Origin of the sequence: Chloracidobacterium sp. (assembly GCA_016711345.1) — a bacterium.
GTDB lineage: Bacteria > Acidobacteriota > Blastocatellia > Pyrinomonadales > Pyrinomonadaceae > OLB17.
On record JADJTD010000006.1, the window covers coordinates 26248 to 43121 of the forward strand.

Consider the following 16874-nt stretch of genomic DNA (forward strand, 5'->3'; position numbering starts at 1 on the left):
TTTACAGTTCAAATTCGATTGTTTCCGATTCCACTACTACCGGATCCGTGTACTTGAACTTGCAGACATAGTTACCGGTTCCGAACCCGCTATGAACAACGGTCTGTCGCTCCGTTTTATCCAGTACCGGATCCGCCCATAGGTTCACTCCGTCCGGATTGTTAGGCGTGATGCAATAGAGGCGGTACACGGATCGATGCTGATCCTCGTTCGTTAAGGCTTCCGAGAACTTGATACCGACACGGATCGCGTTCCAGCTTTCATCCGCGTCATGCGGTAAACGAGGCAAAAGATACGGAGATCCTACGAAATGCGGCGTTTCCACCGGAATCGGTACCGGAACGACGCTCTGTACGGGGCTAGGAGCCACGATAACAGGCTGGATGGGACTTTGTACCTCGGGGATCGGTAGCGATGGAGCAGGGCTACCAATTACTCGTTGAGCAATAGGATAGCCAAAGGGATTACCGTAGGTTTCCATTGACCACGCTTCTTTGTCGAGCTGGATCATCCACCAAGGCTTGCCGGTCGGATCGTACAGCTCCTCAAATTTACCGGTCACGCCAAACGGATTACCAAAGGTGACAAGGTTCTGACTCTCGAGAGCAAGTTGTCTACGGGCTTCCGCGTCGGTCATCGTTATCGCTTTTGCCGGTTTAAGGATTAGCATGACGATAACGAACACTAAAAGTGCACCGATTAGATACGCTATTGTCTTTGGTATAGCAAGGTCATTTTTCATATAATTTTATTGTAGCATATCTATTCCACCATCAAACCTTGGAGCTTGGAGAGGATGAGGATTGCGTGGTCGAGGCTAGCGTTCTTAATATCATCCTCCCATGATAGTCCTCTCGTCTTAAGAGACTCTAATTTATCAATACATTCCTTGATGGTGGCGGAACGCATCTCTTTTAGCTTGGCCTGCGTCGCCTCGTATTCCTCTATCCCCGCTCCAGCGTAAGCGACATTTCTCGGCGTTCCATTCTTCTTGCTGATTTCTTTTGCGAAAGCATTAAGCTCTGACTCCCCAGACATACCGATATGATCGTGAGGCGTACCTGAAAGCTCACAGCATTTGTATCTCTGATCTTTGATTTCCGCATCGTCCATGATCACATGTCGTGAATCACTCATATATTCTTCACAATCCCCGTTTTCGAGGAGGTGGATTAACATTAGGGCTTCTTAATGATTTTCTCTATCGCTAGGATCATTTCAGCTCGTAGCGTTGGGTCTTGTCTGATTGCCTCTACGGCTTTTTCAACCGTTCCCTCCAACTTGCTCACCATGGACTTAGCGACCTTGTGCTGGAATTCTTCCTTAACTGTTTTTTCAAAAGCTTTGTCACCTTTAACAAATGATAAACACTCACGAACAAATCCTTTGAGCTGGTTCTGACTATCTTCTTCCTGCATAACCTGCTTCACAATATCGTCGACTGCTTGGAACGAGTATCGAGCTGCGATTCTTTCTTTTAAACCCGCCATTATAATCTGTCTCACCTCTTCTTCTGTTAGATATATTTTGTCCATATTCATTTCTACTTAGTTCTTAATGAGTCCGTTTTCGAGTAAATAAATCAACATTTTGGCACGGGCATCGGCTTCGGTGTCGGCATACTCGCAATGCGTTTTCTGTTCAATGTAACTAGGCGAAATCTCGCAATACCACTTACCTTTAAGACTAGCCCTTGTAAGCAGGTTGGTCTTGCCGGAATGGGCATCCATCATCTCGCCGAGTTCGCTTGCAAAGAAGGCGGAGACACGTTCTAAGCCCTCTATGCCTGGTAAGCCGAAGACTTCGCCTTCCCAACGTCGATGCCATTCATCCTTACCCAAGTTCACATACCAAAACAAACTCTCCTGCTTCACTCCTAACTCCTTCAGCCTTTGGCTAAGAATGAGATTGGAGACGTGGGATTCAGGATGGATCATATGGATTTGGCATCGCGTGATTTTACATAAGCGTCCATGCCCTCTTTAGTCCCCTCAACGTAGGCTTCCAACTCTTTGATGCGCAATGATTGCATCTCCACTCTTTGAAGTGCATCCAGTGCGGTTTGGGCGAGCTTTGGGAGTCTGTCATCGTAGTTCAGCAGGCCACACTCTATTAGCTCTTGGATTTGTTTGGAGGTCATAGGTGTATATCGGTAACGCGGATCGGATAAGTCTTTTTACAAGACGGGCATTCGTAAATGTGTAGTCCTGGCTGTAAATAGATTCCTGTCGGCGGGGCATGTTCAGGATGCTTACAAGCCTCAATATCTTCTGGCGGGATATGTTTAATAAATGGCATATCTATCTCCTTAAAATTTCGTTAAGCTCGGCACATTTCTTTTCGGCGAGGGCGCGTTCGGAGAGTTTCAGCTAAAGCATACATCGGTCTTACATCTCCCTTGTGATGCGCAAAATCAGCGATGCTTACCGCATCCGCTATCGCTTCAATCACCTGGGCTTCTCGGGGTGTGGGGTGGAACATATTATTTCTTAAACATCAAGTCACCATTCAAAATCCAATGCCTAACCGCGCATATTATCTTACTCTGCATGATTCCATTCGATATATCTAACCCCCTTATAACTTGGTTTGGTCGGATTTCATCCAAGAGGAGAGCCTTCACCCATTCTAAATCTTCCTCGTCTACATCATGCAATGCCCGAAGGTGTGAAAGCGTTACTTTTTTTATCTGTTCAAGTTTCTTCATAAAGGATATATCAATCTATAAAGCCATCTAAAGAATCTTTTGTCATGGAATGGTGGACAACGGCACTCATACGTTCTGACGTAGCGACCTTGCGCTGTCGTGTGGTTATAATCGCAGTCATGGTAGTTGGTATGAGGATGGAAGAATGAAGCTGTTGTCTCGGCTTTGCATGGGCCGTTGCCGTCGTTCATGTTATTCCCCGATTTTAATAAAGACGGGTTTGATCTCGACGACCGACTTCAGCAGTTAGTTGGGGTTGGGTGCCCTTTACCCTCCACCGGGGCAAGCCTTTTTCTTGAACGGAAGGAATTCAACCGTGTCCCGTATCGCGCCGGGGGAGAGGGGGTTCCCCAATCGTCCGCGCCCCTTTTTTGCTTTGGAGGAAGGGGCTTATATTTATTTATTTTGTTTGGGGGGGGGGGGGGGGGGGGGGGGGGGGGGGGGGGGCGGGTGGGAGGGGGGGGGGGTAGTTCAATGCACCCGTTGTTGGGGGTGGATCGTCATTTACCACAGTAATCCTCCCCGTTAATCGTACCTTCTGGCCTACTTTGAATTTATTCATACATGTTTCAATCGTTTTTTACATTTAGGACAGAGCTTAGGTTTATCAACTCTCTTAGCCCACTTGTACTCGCACTTAGGACATTGATGTGCTGGATATTTCTTTGTGATGATCATACGGAGACTGTATCATATAAACGATACAAGTCAAGGGTTAGTTATGCACAGATGTTCTTTAGAGATCGTAATTTCTTACGATGTAAGCAAATAGATTTAATCCTACTGCTGGCATGCATGCACCTAGCCAATAACGCCAATCCCTCAAGCTAAGCTCTGCAAAGTGAAGAAACCAAGATGCTATACAGATGTAGCAAAACAGCATGGCTAACAAATACTTTATGAGTTTCATATTTATTTCTCCGGAAGCACCACCACATTGAGTGACGATTAGTTATAAATAAAGAGATACGATGAAAGCCGAAGTAGCCATCGCCACAGAGATGAACACCCCGCTTTTCCCGTCGCGGATTATCGCGAACATGAGCCATGCGCTCCCTAAAAATAGTAATGCTAGTTTTGTAGTCATACGGGACGTGAGCAAACTGTTTTCCTCAAATCCCGCAGGAGCCATTGGCGAGTGGCTACGATCTACCAGACGCACGAACCAGCTTTACGCTGATAAGGTTTCCCGCCAATGGACTACGGGCGGTTCGCACCGCGCTGAAGTGAGTGGGCCAGGATTCGAACCTGCGGCCACCACGAGTATTGATGTCTAGGCCATCACTCGCAGGGGCTATCCTAGATGCTCGGGCTACATCCGAGCTTATCAGTTATAGACCTCTCAACCACCACAATCACTTGCGATAATATAGGGGAGCAGGTCTCCTCCGAGGGCTTGTCGCACACCCTCTGTGAAGAGGTGATGTCTCCCCCCTGCGATCTCCCAACCCCTTACGAGTTGAGATGGCGCGTGGGTTAATTACATCTTTTCCATGCAAGCCTTTTTAATAGCTTGGAACTCCTCATCGCTTACGACGGTTTCTAGCACCTTCTTCTCGATCATTGAATCCGGCGGTCGTGGCACATCGCTATCGTTGCGCATACCGTAGCTCATGCTTCTTTTCTCCTCATATTTCCTTGCTTCCTTTGTTTCCTCAAACCATTCCTTGATAGCAGGGTTAGGTTCAAGTTTTGTGATCTTGATGTGGTACATATCATTATATTGTTACCGGTTCATTCTCTTTAGAGAACGGTCTTACCGAGCATCGAGAACAGGTGAAGCATTCTTGTTCACGTCCACGGAAGCTCTTAGCGGAAGGCCAAGCATCGGTTTCAAGGGAGTCTTTGAGGATGGACTCGGTTCTAAGGACTTCTGCAAGGGCAGATTCGAGCGTGTCACTTGAATACCGGAAGTCTTGTGCAAGGCTTCGCTCTCCCTTATCACCCACCAAGGCATAACAATCGAGTACCTCATATCCATTTTCTTCTACAATGTATTTGTAATAAGCGAGTTGTCCGGCGTAGATCAAGGGATCGAGATCCGTGAGCTTATACGTTGTCTTGATATCGACGATCACGGCTTGCTTATCCTTGACGTAGAGAAGATCGATGATGCCTTTTCGCTCCGCTCCCTCATGTCCGAGAAGGACTTGTTGCGGTGAGCAGATGAAGCCTTTTTCGAGTAGCTCATTGTGCAAAGGGAGTTTCTTGATCTCTTCTGCGGTCGCATGAGCGTTGTCCCAAATAGAAGCCGGCACTTGCATTTTGTCTCCAAAGGCTTTTGCTTCTTCGATCTGTTGGCGCAATTCTACGAGCTTCTTCTGACGGGACTCGATCCCTTTGATCGCCGTTTTGTTACCGGACTGTGCAAGAACCTGTTTCTCATTGATCTCATTCTCGAGGCCGTGGCACTTCACTTCGAGATCAAGCGTGGATCCGTCTACACGGCGCGAGACTCGGATGAAACGCTCATCGAGCGTCTCCGGTTGCGTGACAAGGCAATCAACGAGATGACCATAGATGAAGTAATCACGATCCGGCTCAACGTAGGATTTCTCGATGTACTTCTCAAAATATAAGCGTGGACACTTGGCAAACGTTTTGAGTCCGGAATAGTGGAAAGCGTCTATCGCTTCGTATGTTTCACGCATCATATTCGTTTAGGGAGATCAGAGAGCGAGGATTTTTCCGATGTGTCCGGTGCCGACTTATTCCATACAGCATCGAGCTTTGCTTTTTCGTTCTTGATCGACGTACCGACTTCCGAGATGACGATCTCGTTCAGAAGCATATAGAGTCCGGCGAGTTCTTGCGCTTCCGCCGGATTCACGTTGGCTTCAATCGTTGCTCCATGTTTCAGCCAGACAGAACGCCCGTCCGGTGATTTTAGTTCTATGGTGCGGTCATAAGACCGCGTGATGCGCGTTACCTCCATAAAGCACTTGCGTTAGGAATTAGTACCCCGCTTCGTCAGCCTTTTCGTTAGCGGCCTTTGTGAACGAGGGATTTGCCGGAGCGAACTCGAGATCATAGTCCCAGTAGCCCTTTGTCTTTGAGAAGCCGGTCTTGCCAAATTTCTTTCCGTTGCAAGTAACGCGGATCACGCTTCCGACCGGAACGGGGCGACCATCATCACCTTTGTTAAACTTTTCATCGAGAAGCTGGGAACCCCAGATCGAGTAAAGCTTTTCAGCGACGCGGATAACGTAGATACGCGATTCGTTCGGGCCGATATTCTCTTTCATTTCAACGTAGTCTCCGGTGACTTGCATGCCGAGAAACGCTTTTCCTTCTCCGGCTTCCTTCTCATCGAAGACAAGAGTCGTGGAAAGTGGTACGGCGGCTTTCTTAAAATCGGTCATAATTATTTGTAGATATTAGGATGTTGAATAGGCTTCAAGTTTCTCCATTTGTTCGGTGTCTTTTCGATATATCCTCGTGCGATGAGATCAGCGATAGCCCTTTGAATAGTTCTTGGGGCACTCGGGACAGACCCAGATAGCTCACGCAGAAGCGGAGCGTATCCATGATTCTTCCAGAAGTCATCGATGGCCTCGTACACTTGGATATGGATTGGCCGGATTGTTATCAGCGATTGATTTTTTTCTAGTTCATGTTGGTTCATGGATAAATCTAATAAGTTATGACCTGACTATAGCATGACTATTTCTTGTCGTCAAGAGCCTCTTCAATTTCTTCCAGATCGATATCAAAACTTTGGTGGAAGTGGCTGTCTTTACGCTTATGTGACACGGTACGTCCCTTCTCGTTTTTGCGCTTCATCTTGCAGCCGTCTTTCATGTTCTCTGTCTTGAAGTTCCGGATTCCGATGAACTTGTACTTCTTCCCGTCACCGATATCTACACCTTGGATTTGGGAAACGGCTTTGTTTGCACCGATGATCCCGCTCTCGCTGAACGGGAGATTAACGTGCAGGATTCTGTGGATCGTTTTAATAGGCATAAGGTAAAAAGAAAAACCCTACGGATAAATCAATAAACCGTAGAGCTTCTCTTGTGGCGCGAAAAGGAGGTAACGCGCGATGAGTAATATAGCACATTATTCAGGTTGTTTCAAGTCCTCTTCTTTAATGATTCCCTTAGCGACAGCAACTTTCAAAAGAGCCTCTACTTGTTTCTTCGGGAGGTGACTTGCAAGCCAATCCATCTTCCGGCGACCGGCGCGATTGTGGCCTTCCGAGGGAACGAGAATACGAACCTGACCTTTACGGAGAAGCTGTTTTTCCATCTCTAGTTCCAGCATTTTAGGTGAGGCCATATTAGGTTTTTTGCTGATAATTGAATCTATCTTCTCTCATGAGTAGATCGAGCTGTACTTCCAGATCAACAATCGTCCTTATATATCTACACCCTGCACAATCAAGCGAATCAGCAGAACAAGAAAAAAACTGGGGGCGACTACGCGTTAGTTCGCAAAGAGAATTACGGATTTCTCTCATCCTGTCTAATGTGATTAGTTCATGTGAGGCCATATTAGAGGAGTGTATATCTACCTGTTTTGTGATTAAACCCGATTATATTCCTACGCATAAGGTCGGGGAGAAAAGCCTCGATATCTTGATGCAGTTTTAGGTGTTGGAAACTATTGCACAGAAACAGATTTTCTATCCTATTATCGGACTTTAATCCGTTTACATGGTGTACAAACTCACCCTTCTTCAAATATCTCCCAATACGCCTCTCCATGATAAGACGATGCTCGGGCAACCTACCCGTGCGGTTCGCGGCCGGATGATCCGGCTTATAAAACATAATATAACCGTCTTTTTTGCCGCGCTTGAACGCTCTATCACCGGCAAAATTCCAGCTATTGATGCCTGACGCATTTTTCGAGGTACATTTCTTTGAGCAGCCGACGCGTTTCTGGTGTCTCAAGTTGCTCCTCCACTTCCAAGTGGGCTTACCGCAATTAGAACACTCAACAAGGTCTTTATAATTATTCGTGAATCCATCTTTGTACCTTCTCTTTACGATCTTCGATCTAAGAATATTGAACATAGGTATCGTTACCCATTATACCACATCATCTATGTTCTTGCATCTCTCTTTAATTTTCTCCAAAGATAAAGGGATAGGCAAGCACTGTCTGTCTTTCCATCGTGGACAATTCTTGAACGCGCCGTTCCTTTCCAGTCGTTCTTCGGCCAGAGTCTTACACAAAAATCAGTTGAGGATTTTACGCCGGAGATCGTAGAAGTAAAAACATCTTTCATCCAAACCTGTGGCGGAACGAGAGTGATCGGCATTAGATATCCAGCGCTTATGCCTTCCCAATATCCTGACCAATATCCAAATGTAAAAGATGACGATACACCTTGACCCGGACGGGCTTGATTTTTCTCCACGACCATATAAGTCGGGTTGTGATCCTCGATTAAAGAAATGATTTTTGCTGTATCAAGTCGTGTTTTTGCTCCCTTGATAACGGGCATCGCGTAGCTCTTCACGGACATATCGGACGGGTTCAGGAACGAGAGGCCGCCCTTGAAGCCGGGGTCTACTCCGAGGATGATAAAGCCCTTGTAGTCTTTAGTTTGAAGGTTCATAGAGAAAGATCGTTAATTTTTGTTTTCCAAAGTTTATGGCCTCGGCTCGATCTTCAAAGTAAAGGTCAAACCGTCCATCATATTTACGCGCAGTTCGATCGTCGCAACAAATCTATGTCCCTAAGATGACGGGATTGATTTTTTAATTCTTCGAGGACGCGACAGAGAGGCCACCCTTACTAGGTCGCTGTCCGGAAGCATTAATACAGTTTTCACTTTTCCCTTGCGGACACGTTTCTTTTGGGGAGTAAGCGGTGACGATAGCACTAATCCATTGACCAGATTTTGCTTGCGGAAGTCCATTGGCTTTGGCATAGGGTACGGGTACAAAAAGAATAAAAAGAACGAGGAGTAAGAGAATAATGAAGTGGAATATGTATATTGATTTTTGTTCCATATTTTTATATTATCATCGTTCAAGGATACGGACAACACGGTTTACTTTGTGTCTGGGGAAAACGTACTCGTCGAACAGGAACGTGACCTTTGCTTTTTTCTTTCCCGCGTCGTTCCGGAGGATACGCCCTCGGAGCTGGTGCAGGAGCAATTCATTTGAGTAAGAAGGGGAAGCGATAAACAGATGATCGAGCTTCGGGATGTTTACTCCGGTAGCAAACGTGCCATAAGTTGCGACGATCCCTTTGGTTTTTCCTTCCTGCACTTCCGTACATACGGTACGGGGGTCTTTTACTCCGCCTATTAGGAGGGATACCGGAAGCCCTGCTTCTGCGAGGCGCGCGACTAGGCGTTTACATGGCTCAACATACCTAAAGCCGATAGCAGGAGTCTCTCCGGCCAATATAGAGGCTCGGACAGCTTCAAAAAGGATATTCTCGCGTTGTTCGGAGGCATGTAGCTCGGTATCTATGCGTTTCCAGTAGGCCGTCGGGGATTCATTGTCAGGGCCATTCGTGACCACGGCCTCGGTTTCAAGGAGGTGGACGGTATAGGGAACAGCGCGACCGGCTTCGATGATCTCGTCCTTTGAGACTTCTGCGATGACTTCGCCAAACAGTCCATAGATGTAGAACTCGAGTCTATCTTTGCGTTTAAGCGTACCGGTAAGACCGTAGCGATGCTTGGCCGGAAGGCGTGAAAGAATGGAGGTCATCGTGGGACAGCTTGCGGTGTGAACCTCGTCCACGATGATAAGGCCAAATTTGTTCCGGAGGAGTTCCGGATCATGGGGATTATTCCTTGCCTTCTCGTCCTCGCTCCGGAGGAGTTCTTGCAAGGTCTTGTCGATGGCGAAAGTCACTTGGCCTATTTCTTTGTTCCGGCCGTTCAGAACACCGATGGTGCAGCCGGACAGGTACTTCTCGGCATCTTCAAGGAGTTGATCGAGGAGGACTTGTCGGTTCACAATGATAAGAGCGTTTTGCTGGAGTTTCGCGATCGCGGCGAGGATGATCGCTGACTTGCCGGAGCTTGTTGCCGCGAGAATCAGTCCTTGTTTCTTTTTTCCGATAGCTTCAAGGCATCGGAGTTGGCGTTCATCGAGGGAGAAATCTTCATTGAAATAGAGGACATGCTGATTCCACGCATCGCAGGTCAAATGTTCAATCTTTTCATCAGGAAAATGTTTGAGGACGGTACGAACATGACCGCGCGGGATGTACCACGTTCCCGCCGGAGACTGATAGACGAGTTTTAGGGTTCTTGGGATTGAGAATGTCGAGAAGCCTAATCGCTCTGCTTCTTTGAACTTGGGATTCTCGAACGTGAGATCCTTTTCGAGAGCTTCAAGGAGTCTCGGGTGCCGGTACGGAGAGATATCGGTACGGACACAAAGTTCGATTTGGGAATTGATTTTCATAAAGAGGCTCTAACCGGTTTTTACTTTTGCGTGGACGGAGCGATTCGGCATGAGAGCAAGGTCAAAGGTAAACGATGTCGCGTAGCTGATATCAATCTCTTGGTTTAGATCCGGAATCCATACACGGATGAGGAATGAGTAGGAGCGCGGATCGCTGATAATGGAGCGGATGAACCCTCGGAGAGAGTTTTCGCCAACGATCACGGGAGCATGGATCAGGAGTTCAAAGGCTTTACGGTCAAAATGACTCTGTGCGCGTTCCATGCGATCAAGGAGAACATCGATCGCTTCTTGGTGGAGATGAACGGTGTAAACGGCACTATCACGTTTGCTTGCTTGGCAATTCTCTAAGAACTTCGCGAGAGCGTAGTAGGGGAGGTGGTAGAAGCTCGATTCGTTCAGGTGCATAGGATTTTTGTTATGGATATTAAATAGCTTTTTTAAGACCGAGGACATAAGCCTGACGACCGTCTTTTGCTTCCTCCAGAGTGAGATCAAATGGCTTGAACTTGCTCCGGCGCAATTCGTCGAGGAGAGTGACGGCACTCTTTTGTCCGAGGCCATTTTCACGGGCGAACGTGCTGTACTGGGAGTAGAACTCTTTGAACGGCATTGCGGTAGCCGTGTAGACAGAGGCGTTGTCTTTTGGTACGGGCGCAAAGTTCTGTCCGAGGAAGAAGAGGAGGGAGGAGTTAGAGGTCGTGTATTCAGCGAGGAGAGCTGTGTCGTCGGCAACGGGGAGGAATCCGCCTTCGAGGATCAGGGACTCGAGACCGTCGAGAGCAAAATGAAGGAAGGCTTTACGGGCGCGGTCAAGCTTGAACTCGATTTCCGGATCGAGGTTATTATCGGCAAGGGAGAAATGAGCGTTAAAGCGTACGATCCCAAGGCGACGGTAGTAACCCTCGAATACGTCGTTGACGCGCGGGAGTTGGTTCACGGAGATAATGATCTTCATGCAAGGGATAAAGGAGATCGGATCTTTGTACTTGCGATCAGCCGTGACCATTGACTGACCCGTGATGCGCTTGAACACGTCGGACTCAAAGTAGTTTCCGGAGACTTCTTCCACGAGACCGGCACGTTTGCCAAAGATCGTTCCGGTGAAGAAGTTGTTTTTCAGTTCATTGAACGAGAAGGAGAGGACGCTCGATTGTCCAAGCATCGAGGTTATGGCGTTCTGGAACGTGGACTTTCCGTTCGCGCCTTCACCTAAGAGAAAAAAGGATTTCTGAAAACGGTTATCTGATAGGAGTGTATAGCCGGCAATTTGAGCAAGGCGTTTAGCGCGATCAGGTTCGCTACACGCGATGTCGTTAATGAACTTTTTGATTGTCTGTTCATCTTCCGTAGAGATTTGTTCACGTGGGACGTACTCGGTACGGATAGGAGAGAGGTATATCGCGTTTTCGTCATAGGGGTAGAGGATTCGAGTTTTCAGGTCGAGGACGCCATTTCTTGACGGGGATAAAAGGGCCGGGGGAATTGTGGAGTTCACGGAGCTTGCTATCGGAGTCGATTTCGCGTCCCTCGAGTTGGATATCGGGATAGGCAGCGAGGCGTAGGACTTGAGATTTGGCCGTCGTCACGGTTGCAAGGCGTTGGAGGCCCATCGCTTCAATGAAGGCGATGACCATGATTTCAAGGTCTTTGTCGTGGATGATCTTGAACGGTTCTTCGGGAGTTGGCTGATAGATAAAGTAGCGACCGTTCTGGACGTGACGGAAGCTCGGGAACTCTTTAGAGAACATGGCAGGGAAGCGATCGAGGATGTTCTTCTGCTCGGCAGGAGTAAGAGGAAGAGAGGAAGAGAGGAGTGCTTCTGTCATGTCCTCGGGGATCGGGTTTGTTGCTTGATCGGTCTTTACCTTTTGTTCTTTGAGCTGTTTACGTTTTGCGTCGATGTATTCGATGATCCGGTTCGTGCAGTATTCACTAATGATTGATTTTACTTTCTGTTTCTCGGCAACGGTGACGTGGGAGGAGAAGGTCGGATGATTCCAAGCAAAGTCCCAAGGCTCGGCACGTTGATAGGCGGATTTGATGACGGCTCTAATCTCGTTAGGTTTGAGGCCATTGTAATCGGAGAGAGTTGATTCGGCTTGTTCTTGACTCGCTCCGGCACGACGCATGAGGGAGGCGGCGATGATTAGGGTATTGTTACGCTCACCGTTCGGGATACCTTTTGGAGAAGCAACGGACATGAAGGACGGGCGTTCCATGATCGGGAACACTTTGTCGAGGTGGAGGAGAGCTTCATTGAAAAAGGTTTCCTTCACGCTATCGTCGATTTTTGTTTCCGGAGGTAACGCTTTGCGGAAGGCAGACTTCGCTTCGTTCTTGAGAGTGAGGTCGGGTTCAGGAGCAACAATAGGTTCTAGGATAGGTTCTAGGATAGGTTCTAGGATAGGTGCTACCGGTTCTTGCTCCATGATGACGGACGATAGGATCGCGGCGTACTCACGGAGAGTCTTTCCGGCATCGGATCTGCAAGTCAAAAGACGGATAATGGAATGGAGGTGCGTGTCGGATTGTTTGAGGTCTTTCCGGTACAGGGAGTTCGGGAGACGGAGGACGCGGGGGATGTCGCTCGATTGGTGATCGGCGCCAAGCTCGTCACGGAGGATTTTTAGGAGGGAAAGATACAGTTCTTTTGTATTCTGATCGATCGTTGTGTCCGGTGGGCTTATGCGGAAGTAGACGTGGAATCCGCGTCTTGTCTCGACGAGGATGGAAATGGGGACGATCTTATCGAGTTCCTGAATGCGTTTCAAGGAGTTGTTCTTGAACGTGTTGAGGGATTTGTCGGAGAGGTGGAAGTCGTCGTGCGGCGCGTCGATGTCGCAAAATAAATGCTGCAGAGAGAGAAAGATTTTCTTCCTTCCGGAGCTTCGCGTCACGGAAGCCGTTTACGGAGATGTAGGAAGCATAACCCTGCCCCTCAATTGTTTTAAAAGATCCGCATCAATACGGGGGTAGTGTTTTACAGGGAGAGGAGGCGTTTTCTCTTTGGCTTCTGTCGTCTCTGGAATAAAACAGAAGATCGACTCCGGAAAGAGGTCTAGGAACTTTGGAGGCGGTAATGAGCTAGAAGAGGACATATTGATTTTTGATAAGCTATCGCGGATTCCTCGATTATAAATCAAACGGTTTGAACTGTCAGCCTGTGGGTGTCGGTTTTTGATGTTGAAGTTTTAAGGCGTTGGCTTACTACGATCTCTAAGAAGTAAAGCATTCTCCCATTTCATCCAAGGATGTTCCAGGGGAAAAGGGTTCTCTTCTGTGCTGGCTCGACGGGGGATGCAAGGAGATGCTTTTTCACTCAGCCACTGGTGCCTCGACAAGGGGTGTTGAGGATTTGATTTTGCGTTCTGGGGATTGAGGAAATTTCCTTTGTCAATCTTGTAGTCCTTCTTTGGCCACATTTTTGTCGATCAAAGCAACGAACTCCTTTGAGGCTCAAGAGCTTATCTTTTTCTTTTTCGCTCTTGGATTCTAATGGTGAGGGTCAGTTTACTCTGTTGTGCTTTAAGATCATGATAAAGATTCTTCATTACATTCGAATCGAATCACGACATTATCAGCTCTTTTAGATTAGCGTAGCGAGGGTCAGGTAATGCGCTTCTCATACCCTAGTTGATTGAGATCGGTTGGTTGAAAATCTTGCAAGAAGCGATAGGACGACAGAGGGGTTGGGAAGTGGGGTTATTCGATTGTGATCTCTCGATTGTAGGATCTCAAAATTCTCCACGAAACGAGGAGATTTCGGCGTAAAGGTTGGAACTTTCTTTGCGATAGAAGTTCATGGAGTCTTCGCGGTTGCGGCCGGTCGGATTTGCAAGGAGTACCCTTCCGGATGTTTTTCATTCGCTTTAACGACTAAAGATATTCGCGTTGGCGAGTCGAGGATGGTATACGCTTCTCGCCTAGTTAATAAAAGTCGGTATGAATGAAAAACCTGTCAAAGCGATAGGTGAAAAGGTGGGAGAAGAGACGGGTAGAAAATCCCAAACGGTACTTGTCCTTCTCGGGGAGGATCTCGAAGTTCTTCTCGATGAAGTCTTTGAGATCGTAAGCGTAAAGATCGGAAGCGATCCCAAAACGACGATTTCATCGTGGATTGGTTACCATGTTCGGAAAGGAAGATCGCCCTGTTGGAGTGTACATTGTGGGAGAAAATGGTAGCAAGGAATTAGTCACCAGATAGTCAAAAGTTGGGGTCATTCATATAATCGAGAACTTTTTGAGATTTTTTTATGAAAAACATAGATTTTTTATTATGCTAGAATTAGCCTAGATATAAAGACTTTTTCATAAATAAAGCTGATTTTGGGAGGTAAAAAGTTCAATCCTGATCACCTATGATGATTTTGCTCCTTGCAGTTATTTTGGATATCAAAAATCACTCCAAGCCCTAAAACTATGAACACTCAGTGACAGAAAGTATCAAAAAGAAAAAAACCTGCCTTTTCCTGCATGCCGATCTATAAACAGGTTACAATTGGGTTATACATTCTACAATTCAAGTTTATTCTAATTGCCTAAATGGTTTGAGATCGTCGAAGCCTCCAAGCTCTTCCATACAACTTTCCAAGGTTAGCACAAGGCGCGAGCTCTTCTAGCCGGTCACAGGGAACCCTGCTCCGATCACCCTGCTCCATCATTTAGCTCCCCCTTGCCGGTCTCTTTTCCGGACATTTCCAAAATCACTCCTAAGCCCTGAACTATGACCGTGCTTGTCTCTTTTCAATGATCAAAAGACGCCTGACACGTTCCGCCATGTGAGCTCATTAGGCGGTGAAGCGTCGGGAGTACGTTTCCGAAACCGTTTATGCTGTGACGCTCTATAATCGTTTGAGAGCCTCGATAGCTTCCCCAAGCTCCTCCTTGCAATGTGGCTGATATCATCGCGGTACAGGGGCTGTCATTTGTCGAGGCAAGTCCTTGGGACTGCTCCCCGCATGCTTCCTAGCGTGTCGCTTGACAGTGCCCCGATATCCTCGACGCCATCCGTTCTCGCAAGAAATGGCGTGATCCGTTGAGCCAAGTCTCGATATACGCGCGCTGTTTCTTTGTGAGCATATTGATTTTCCTGTCATGGGGTAGATAGTTCCACCCTCGCAGAAACGGCCTAGGGGCATATAAAGCCTTGTCCTAAGCCGTTCTGTGCGAGTTTGTGACCTGATTAAGCGATCCGCTCGCCGTGTTCGTTGAAGCGTACGCCGTTAAAAATGCTATCTAGGATTAAGTTATCAGGCGTTCCAGCATCTCGCATTTCGTTTATTCCCTCTTCGATTAGTTGCGCATTATAGAGTTGACCACGTAGTCCTGCCCTCGCTTGTCCAGCTCGTCGTATTTGTACGTTTGCATATTATTATAGAAGTTCTCGGATATAGAACATGCCTTTTATGTCATTGATCTCCTCGAGCTCAGTCGTCGCTTTCTCAAAACGGTCGAGAGTGTTATCAAGGTTTTTGAGAAGATTTGAAATGTTTACAATGGCTTCATCTGTCCCGCTAATGCGTGCCTTGATTCCCTCGATCAAGTCGGGCATGTCTGCAAACCAAATTGTTGACCGTTCGGCCCATTCGTTGTAAACGGTCAACGTATATTCTCGCTCGCCATAATCTTTTTTTTCTAGCGTTGCGTAGATACATGGGTAAGCTTCTGATTTTGTTTCGTTTTTTCGTCTCGCTGTCCCAACGCGTCACCTCTCGAAAGCGTTGGCCGGATTTTTCTTGGATAAACGTACAGAGGCGTTTGTTAATCTGCTTGCCCGTGTACTGCTCAACGATCTCTAGCGTCTTTTCTAGCGTTTTGCGTTCGTTACGGGTCTTTTGTGACTGGGTTTCAAGGGCTTCACGCACTTTTAGCCTGTCTGGTGGATATCGCATAAAGGTATATTTCGGCCCTTTAGATTTGAGCAGGGATAAGCCGGAGAGTGTTTCCGGCTTACTGCCCTCGGATCACATGGTCGATAACGCCCATGTGCCAGCGGCGACATATTGTGTCCATACTTAGCGCATGAACGCGGGGACAAGTTCCATGACTTCAGAACGTCGATCTCTGCCATTTCCTCTGGAGACGCTACAAGTTGCCAAGCAACGCCGTCGAGTAAAGCAGCAACGATCTGGAGTTTACGATCTTGTGACATATGAGAATGTGCTAGAGGGCTTAATTTTGCCCTTGTGCGGTGGCCTAGCGAGTAACTAGGCCAACGAGTCAAGAGCGACGATGTGACGGCGTGTCCGTCCGCGTAGAGGCTTCAGCGCGTTCGCGCTTGGCGATCTGCGAGGGCGGACTTCCGATCCAAGCTGGTCGGTGTTATAGACGTTGTCTTCATCGTCGAAGATAGAGGGAAAGAGCGTATCAAGGGCTTCAGTCATGCTGTTCATGGGTTGTCTCCTTTGACCTCTATATTAAACCATATCTATTAAACCCTGTCAATAGTGTTATCTTAGCCAAGAAACAGGGATAATGTGGATAAGTATTTATCCTATTAAACATAACCATTTATAGCGTCGTAAAATAACCCCCTTTCATGCGTCGTAAAAGACCAGTTATGCGACGCATGCCAAGGACATAGCACAGCATAAGCAAATCCAAACAATCATCTTTTACGACGCATCGCATACATAAACAAGCATGCGTAGCATATCGATATACCCCTGCTTGTGCCCTGCTATGTGACCCCCCCCTATTGAATAGATGTTTACTCCTTACTCCCCCTCCCTACTCCCTAGTGGCAAAAGTTAGTAAGATGTTTTCTGTATATAAAAATGGGG

The 16874-nt window shown here is 47.3% G+C and carries 22 protein-coding genes; 2 read left to right on the forward strand and 20 right to left on the reverse strand.

What is annotated here, in order from left to right; genetic code table 11:
* Position 1: 1 nt before the first annotated feature.
* The 6 genes from IPL32_18995 to IPL32_19020 all read right to left on the reverse strand — a co-directional run bounded on the left by IPL32_18995 (position 2) and on the right by IPL32_19020 (position 2707).
* A complete protein-coding gene (locus IPL32_18995) occupies positions 2 to 742 on the reverse strand; it encodes a hypothetical protein (GenBank protein MBK8467905.1) in 741 nt (246 codons plus the stop codon).
* Between the two features lie 20 nt (positions 743 to 762).
* Complete coding sequence (locus tag IPL32_19000) at positions 763 to 1137, reverse strand: hypothetical protein (GenBank protein ID MBK8467906.1); 375 nt, start codon at positions 1135 to 1137, stop codon at positions 763 to 765.
* Between the two features lie 41 nt (positions 1138 to 1178).
* Complete coding sequence (locus IPL32_19005; GenBank protein MBK8467907.1) at positions 1179 to 1535, reverse strand: hypothetical protein; 357 nt, start codon at positions 1533 to 1535, stop codon at positions 1179 to 1181.
* A 12-nt stretch (positions 1536 to 1547) separates the two neighbouring features.
* On the reverse strand, positions 1548 to 1937 hold the full coding sequence (locus IPL32_19010; GenBank protein ID MBK8467908.1) for a hypothetical protein: 390 nt from the start codon (positions 1935 to 1937) through the stop codon (positions 1548 to 1550).
* Positions 1934 to 2140 (reverse strand): hypothetical protein, encoded by a 207-nt coding sequence (locus IPL32_19015; protein ID MBK8467909.1) that lies wholly within the window; start codon positions 2138 to 2140, stop codon positions 1934 to 1936. Before IPL32_19015 ends, IPL32_19010 begins: the two co-directional genes overlap by 4 nt.
* Before the next feature lie 342 nt (positions 2141 to 2482).
* Positions 2483 to 2707: a hypothetical protein gene (locus IPL32_19020; protein ID MBK8467910.1), complete on the reverse strand. Its 225-nt coding sequence runs from the start codon at positions 2705 to 2707 to the stop codon at positions 2483 to 2485.
* Between the two features lie 971 nt (positions 2708 to 3678).
* Between IPL32_19020 and IPL32_19025 the strand changes: the two genes are divergently transcribed.
* A complete protein-coding gene (locus IPL32_19025) occupies positions 3679 to 3984 on the forward strand; it encodes a hypothetical protein (protein MBK8467911.1) in 306 nt (101 codons plus the stop codon).
* A gap of 203 nt (positions 3985 to 4187) precedes the next feature.
* On the opposite strand, the gene IPL32_19030 is transcribed toward IPL32_19025, so the two are convergent.
* From IPL32_19030 to IPL32_19085, 12 genes are all read right to left on the reverse strand, one after another.
* A complete protein-coding gene (locus IPL32_19030; protein ID MBK8467912.1) occupies positions 4188 to 4421 on the reverse strand; it encodes a hypothetical protein in 234 nt (77 codons plus the stop codon).
* A 4-nt stretch (positions 4422 to 4425) separates the two neighbouring features.
* Positions 4426 to 5361 (reverse strand): PD-(D/E)XK nuclease family protein, encoded by a 936-nt coding sequence (locus IPL32_19035; protein ID MBK8467913.1) that lies wholly within the window; start codon positions 5359 to 5361, stop codon positions 4426 to 4428.
* Positions 5358 to 5642: a hypothetical protein gene (locus tag IPL32_19040; GenBank protein ID MBK8467914.1), complete on the reverse strand. Its 285-nt coding sequence runs from the start codon at positions 5640 to 5642 to the stop codon at positions 5358 to 5360. The genes IPL32_19035 and IPL32_19040 overlap by 4 nt, the downstream gene beginning before the upstream one ends.
* A gap of 19 nt (positions 5643 to 5661) precedes the next feature.
* Complete coding sequence (locus tag IPL32_19045) at positions 5662 to 6069, reverse strand: hypothetical protein (protein ID MBK8467915.1); 408 nt, start codon at positions 6067 to 6069, stop codon at positions 5662 to 5664.
* 301 nt (positions 6070 to 6370) lie between these two features.
* A complete protein-coding gene (locus IPL32_19050; protein MBK8467916.1) occupies positions 6371 to 6670 on the reverse strand; it encodes a hypothetical protein in 300 nt (99 codons plus the stop codon).
* A 96-nt stretch (positions 6671 to 6766) separates the two neighbouring features.
* Positions 6767 to 6970 (reverse strand): hypothetical protein, encoded by a 204-nt coding sequence (locus IPL32_19055; GenBank protein ID MBK8467917.1) that lies wholly within the window; start codon positions 6968 to 6970, stop codon positions 6767 to 6769.
* Between the two features lie 230 nt (positions 6971 to 7200).
* Positions 7201 to 7602, reverse strand: coding sequence for an HNH endonuclease (locus IPL32_19060; GenBank protein MBK8467918.1), 402 nt, complete (start codon positions 7600 to 7602; stop codon positions 7201 to 7203).
* A gap of 152 nt (positions 7603 to 7754) precedes the next feature.
* A complete protein-coding gene (locus IPL32_19065) occupies positions 7755 to 8273 on the reverse strand; it encodes a hypothetical protein (protein ID MBK8467919.1) in 519 nt (172 codons plus the stop codon).
* 409 nt (positions 8274 to 8682) lie between these two features.
* The gene (locus tag IPL32_19070; protein ID MBK8467920.1) at positions 8683 to 10089 is read right to left on the reverse strand and encodes a DEAD/DEAH box helicase family protein; all 1407 of its coding nucleotides are present in this window, start codon (positions 10087 to 10089) and stop codon (positions 8683 to 8685) included.
* A gap of 9 nt (positions 10090 to 10098) precedes the next feature.
* The gene (locus tag IPL32_19075) at positions 10099 to 10497 is read right to left on the reverse strand and encodes a hypothetical protein (protein MBK8467921.1); all 399 of its coding nucleotides are present in this window, start codon (positions 10495 to 10497) and stop codon (positions 10099 to 10101) included.
* A 19-nt stretch (positions 10498 to 10516) separates the two neighbouring features.
* Positions 10517 to 11587 (reverse strand): hypothetical protein, encoded by a 1071-nt coding sequence (locus IPL32_19080; protein MBK8467922.1) that lies wholly within the window; start codon positions 11585 to 11587, stop codon positions 10517 to 10519.
* Positions 11502 to 12521, reverse strand: coding sequence for a primase C-terminal domain-containing protein (locus IPL32_19085; GenBank protein MBK8467923.1), 1020 nt, complete (start codon positions 12519 to 12521; stop codon positions 11502 to 11504). Before IPL32_19085 ends, IPL32_19080 begins: the two co-directional genes overlap by 86 nt.
* A gap of 270 nt (positions 12522 to 12791) precedes the next feature.
* On the opposite strand from IPL32_19085, the gene IPL32_19090 reads away from it, so the two are divergent.
* Positions 12792 to 12941: a hypothetical protein gene (locus IPL32_19090; protein ID MBK8467924.1), complete on the forward strand. Its 150-nt coding sequence runs from the start codon at positions 12792 to 12794 to the stop codon at positions 12939 to 12941.
* 2522 nt (positions 12942 to 15463) lie between these two features.
* Here the strand turns inward: IPL32_19090 and IPL32_19095 are convergent.
* Both IPL32_19095 and IPL32_19100 read right to left on the reverse strand, forming a co-directional pair.
* A complete protein-coding gene (locus IPL32_19095) occupies positions 15464 to 15694 on the reverse strand; it encodes a hypothetical protein (GenBank protein MBK8467925.1) in 231 nt (76 codons plus the stop codon).
* Positions 15695 to 16298: 604 nt separating this feature from the next.
* Entirely contained in the window at positions 16299 to 16484 is a 186-nt protein-coding gene (locus tag IPL32_19100) for a hypothetical protein (protein MBK8467926.1), read from the reverse strand.
* Positions 16485 to 16874 lie beyond the last annotated feature (390 nt).

What these genes read in the sequence shown, in the direction of transcription:
- IPL32_19020 (MBK8467910.1), bottom strand. Translation starts at nt 2,707, where the DNA reads ATGAAGAAACTTGAACAGATAAAAAAAGTAACGCTTTCACACCTTCGG.
- IPL32_19050 (MBK8467916.1), bottom strand. Translation starts at nt 6,670, where the DNA reads ATGCCTATTAAAACGATCCACAGAATCCTGCACGTTAATCTCCCGTTC.
- IPL32_18995 (MBK8467905.1), bottom strand. Translation starts at nt 742, where the DNA reads ATGAAAAATGACCTTGCTATACCAAAGACAATAGCGTATCTAATCGGT.
- IPL32_19055 (MBK8467917.1), bottom strand. Translation starts at nt 6,970, where the DNA reads ATGCTGGAACTAGAGATGGAAAAACAGCTTCTCCGTAAAGGTCAGGTT.
- IPL32_19035 (MBK8467913.1), bottom strand. Translation starts at nt 5,361, where the DNA reads ATGATGCGTGAAACATACGAAGCGATAGACGCTTTCCACTATTCCGGA.
- IPL32_19000 (MBK8467906.1), bottom strand. Translation starts at nt 1,137, where the DNA reads ATGAGTGATTCACGACATGTGATCATGGACGATGCGGAAATCAAAGAT.
- IPL32_19010 (MBK8467908.1), bottom strand. Translation starts at nt 1,937, where the DNA reads ATGATCCATCCTGAATCCCACGTCTCCAATCTCATTCTTAGCCAAAGG.
- IPL32_19075 (MBK8467921.1), bottom strand. Translation starts at nt 10,497, where the DNA reads ATGCACCTGAACGAATCGAGCTTCTACCACCTCCCCTACTACGCTCTC.
- IPL32_19030 (MBK8467912.1), bottom strand. Translation starts at nt 4,421, where the DNA reads ATGTACCACATCAAGATCACAAAACTTGAACCTAACCCTGCTATCAAG.
- IPL32_19025 (MBK8467911.1), top strand. Translation starts at nt 3,679, where the DNA reads ATGAAAGCCGAAGTAGCCATCGCCACAGAGATGAACACCCCGCTTTTC.
- IPL32_19070 (MBK8467920.1), bottom strand. Translation starts at nt 10,089, where the DNA reads ATGAAAATCAATTCCCAAATCGAACTTTGTGTCCGTACCGATATCTCT.
- IPL32_19045 (MBK8467915.1), bottom strand. Translation starts at nt 6,069, where the DNA reads ATGACCGATTTTAAGAAAGCCGCCGTACCACTTTCCACGACTCTTGTC.
- IPL32_19100 (MBK8467926.1), bottom strand. Translation starts at nt 16,484, where the DNA reads ATGAACAGCATGACTGAAGCCCTTGATACGCTCTTTCCCTCTATCTTC.
- IPL32_19085 (MBK8467923.1), bottom strand. Translation starts at nt 12,521, where the DNA reads ATGGAGCAAGAACCGGTAGCACCTATCCTAGAACCTATCCTAGAACCT.
- IPL32_19005 (MBK8467907.1), bottom strand. Translation starts at nt 1,535, where the DNA reads ATGGACAAAATATATCTAACAGAAGAAGAGGTGAGACAGATTATAATG.
- IPL32_19015 (MBK8467909.1), bottom strand. Translation starts at nt 2,140, where the DNA reads ATGACCTCCAAACAAATCCAAGAGCTAATAGAGTGTGGCCTGCTGAAC.
- IPL32_19065 (MBK8467919.1), bottom strand. Translation starts at nt 8,273, where the DNA reads ATGAACCTTCAAACTAAAGACTACAAGGGCTTTATCATCCTCGGAGTA.
- IPL32_19040 (MBK8467914.1), bottom strand. Translation starts at nt 5,642, where the DNA reads ATGGAGGTAACGCGCATCACGCGGTCTTATGACCGCACCATAGAACTA.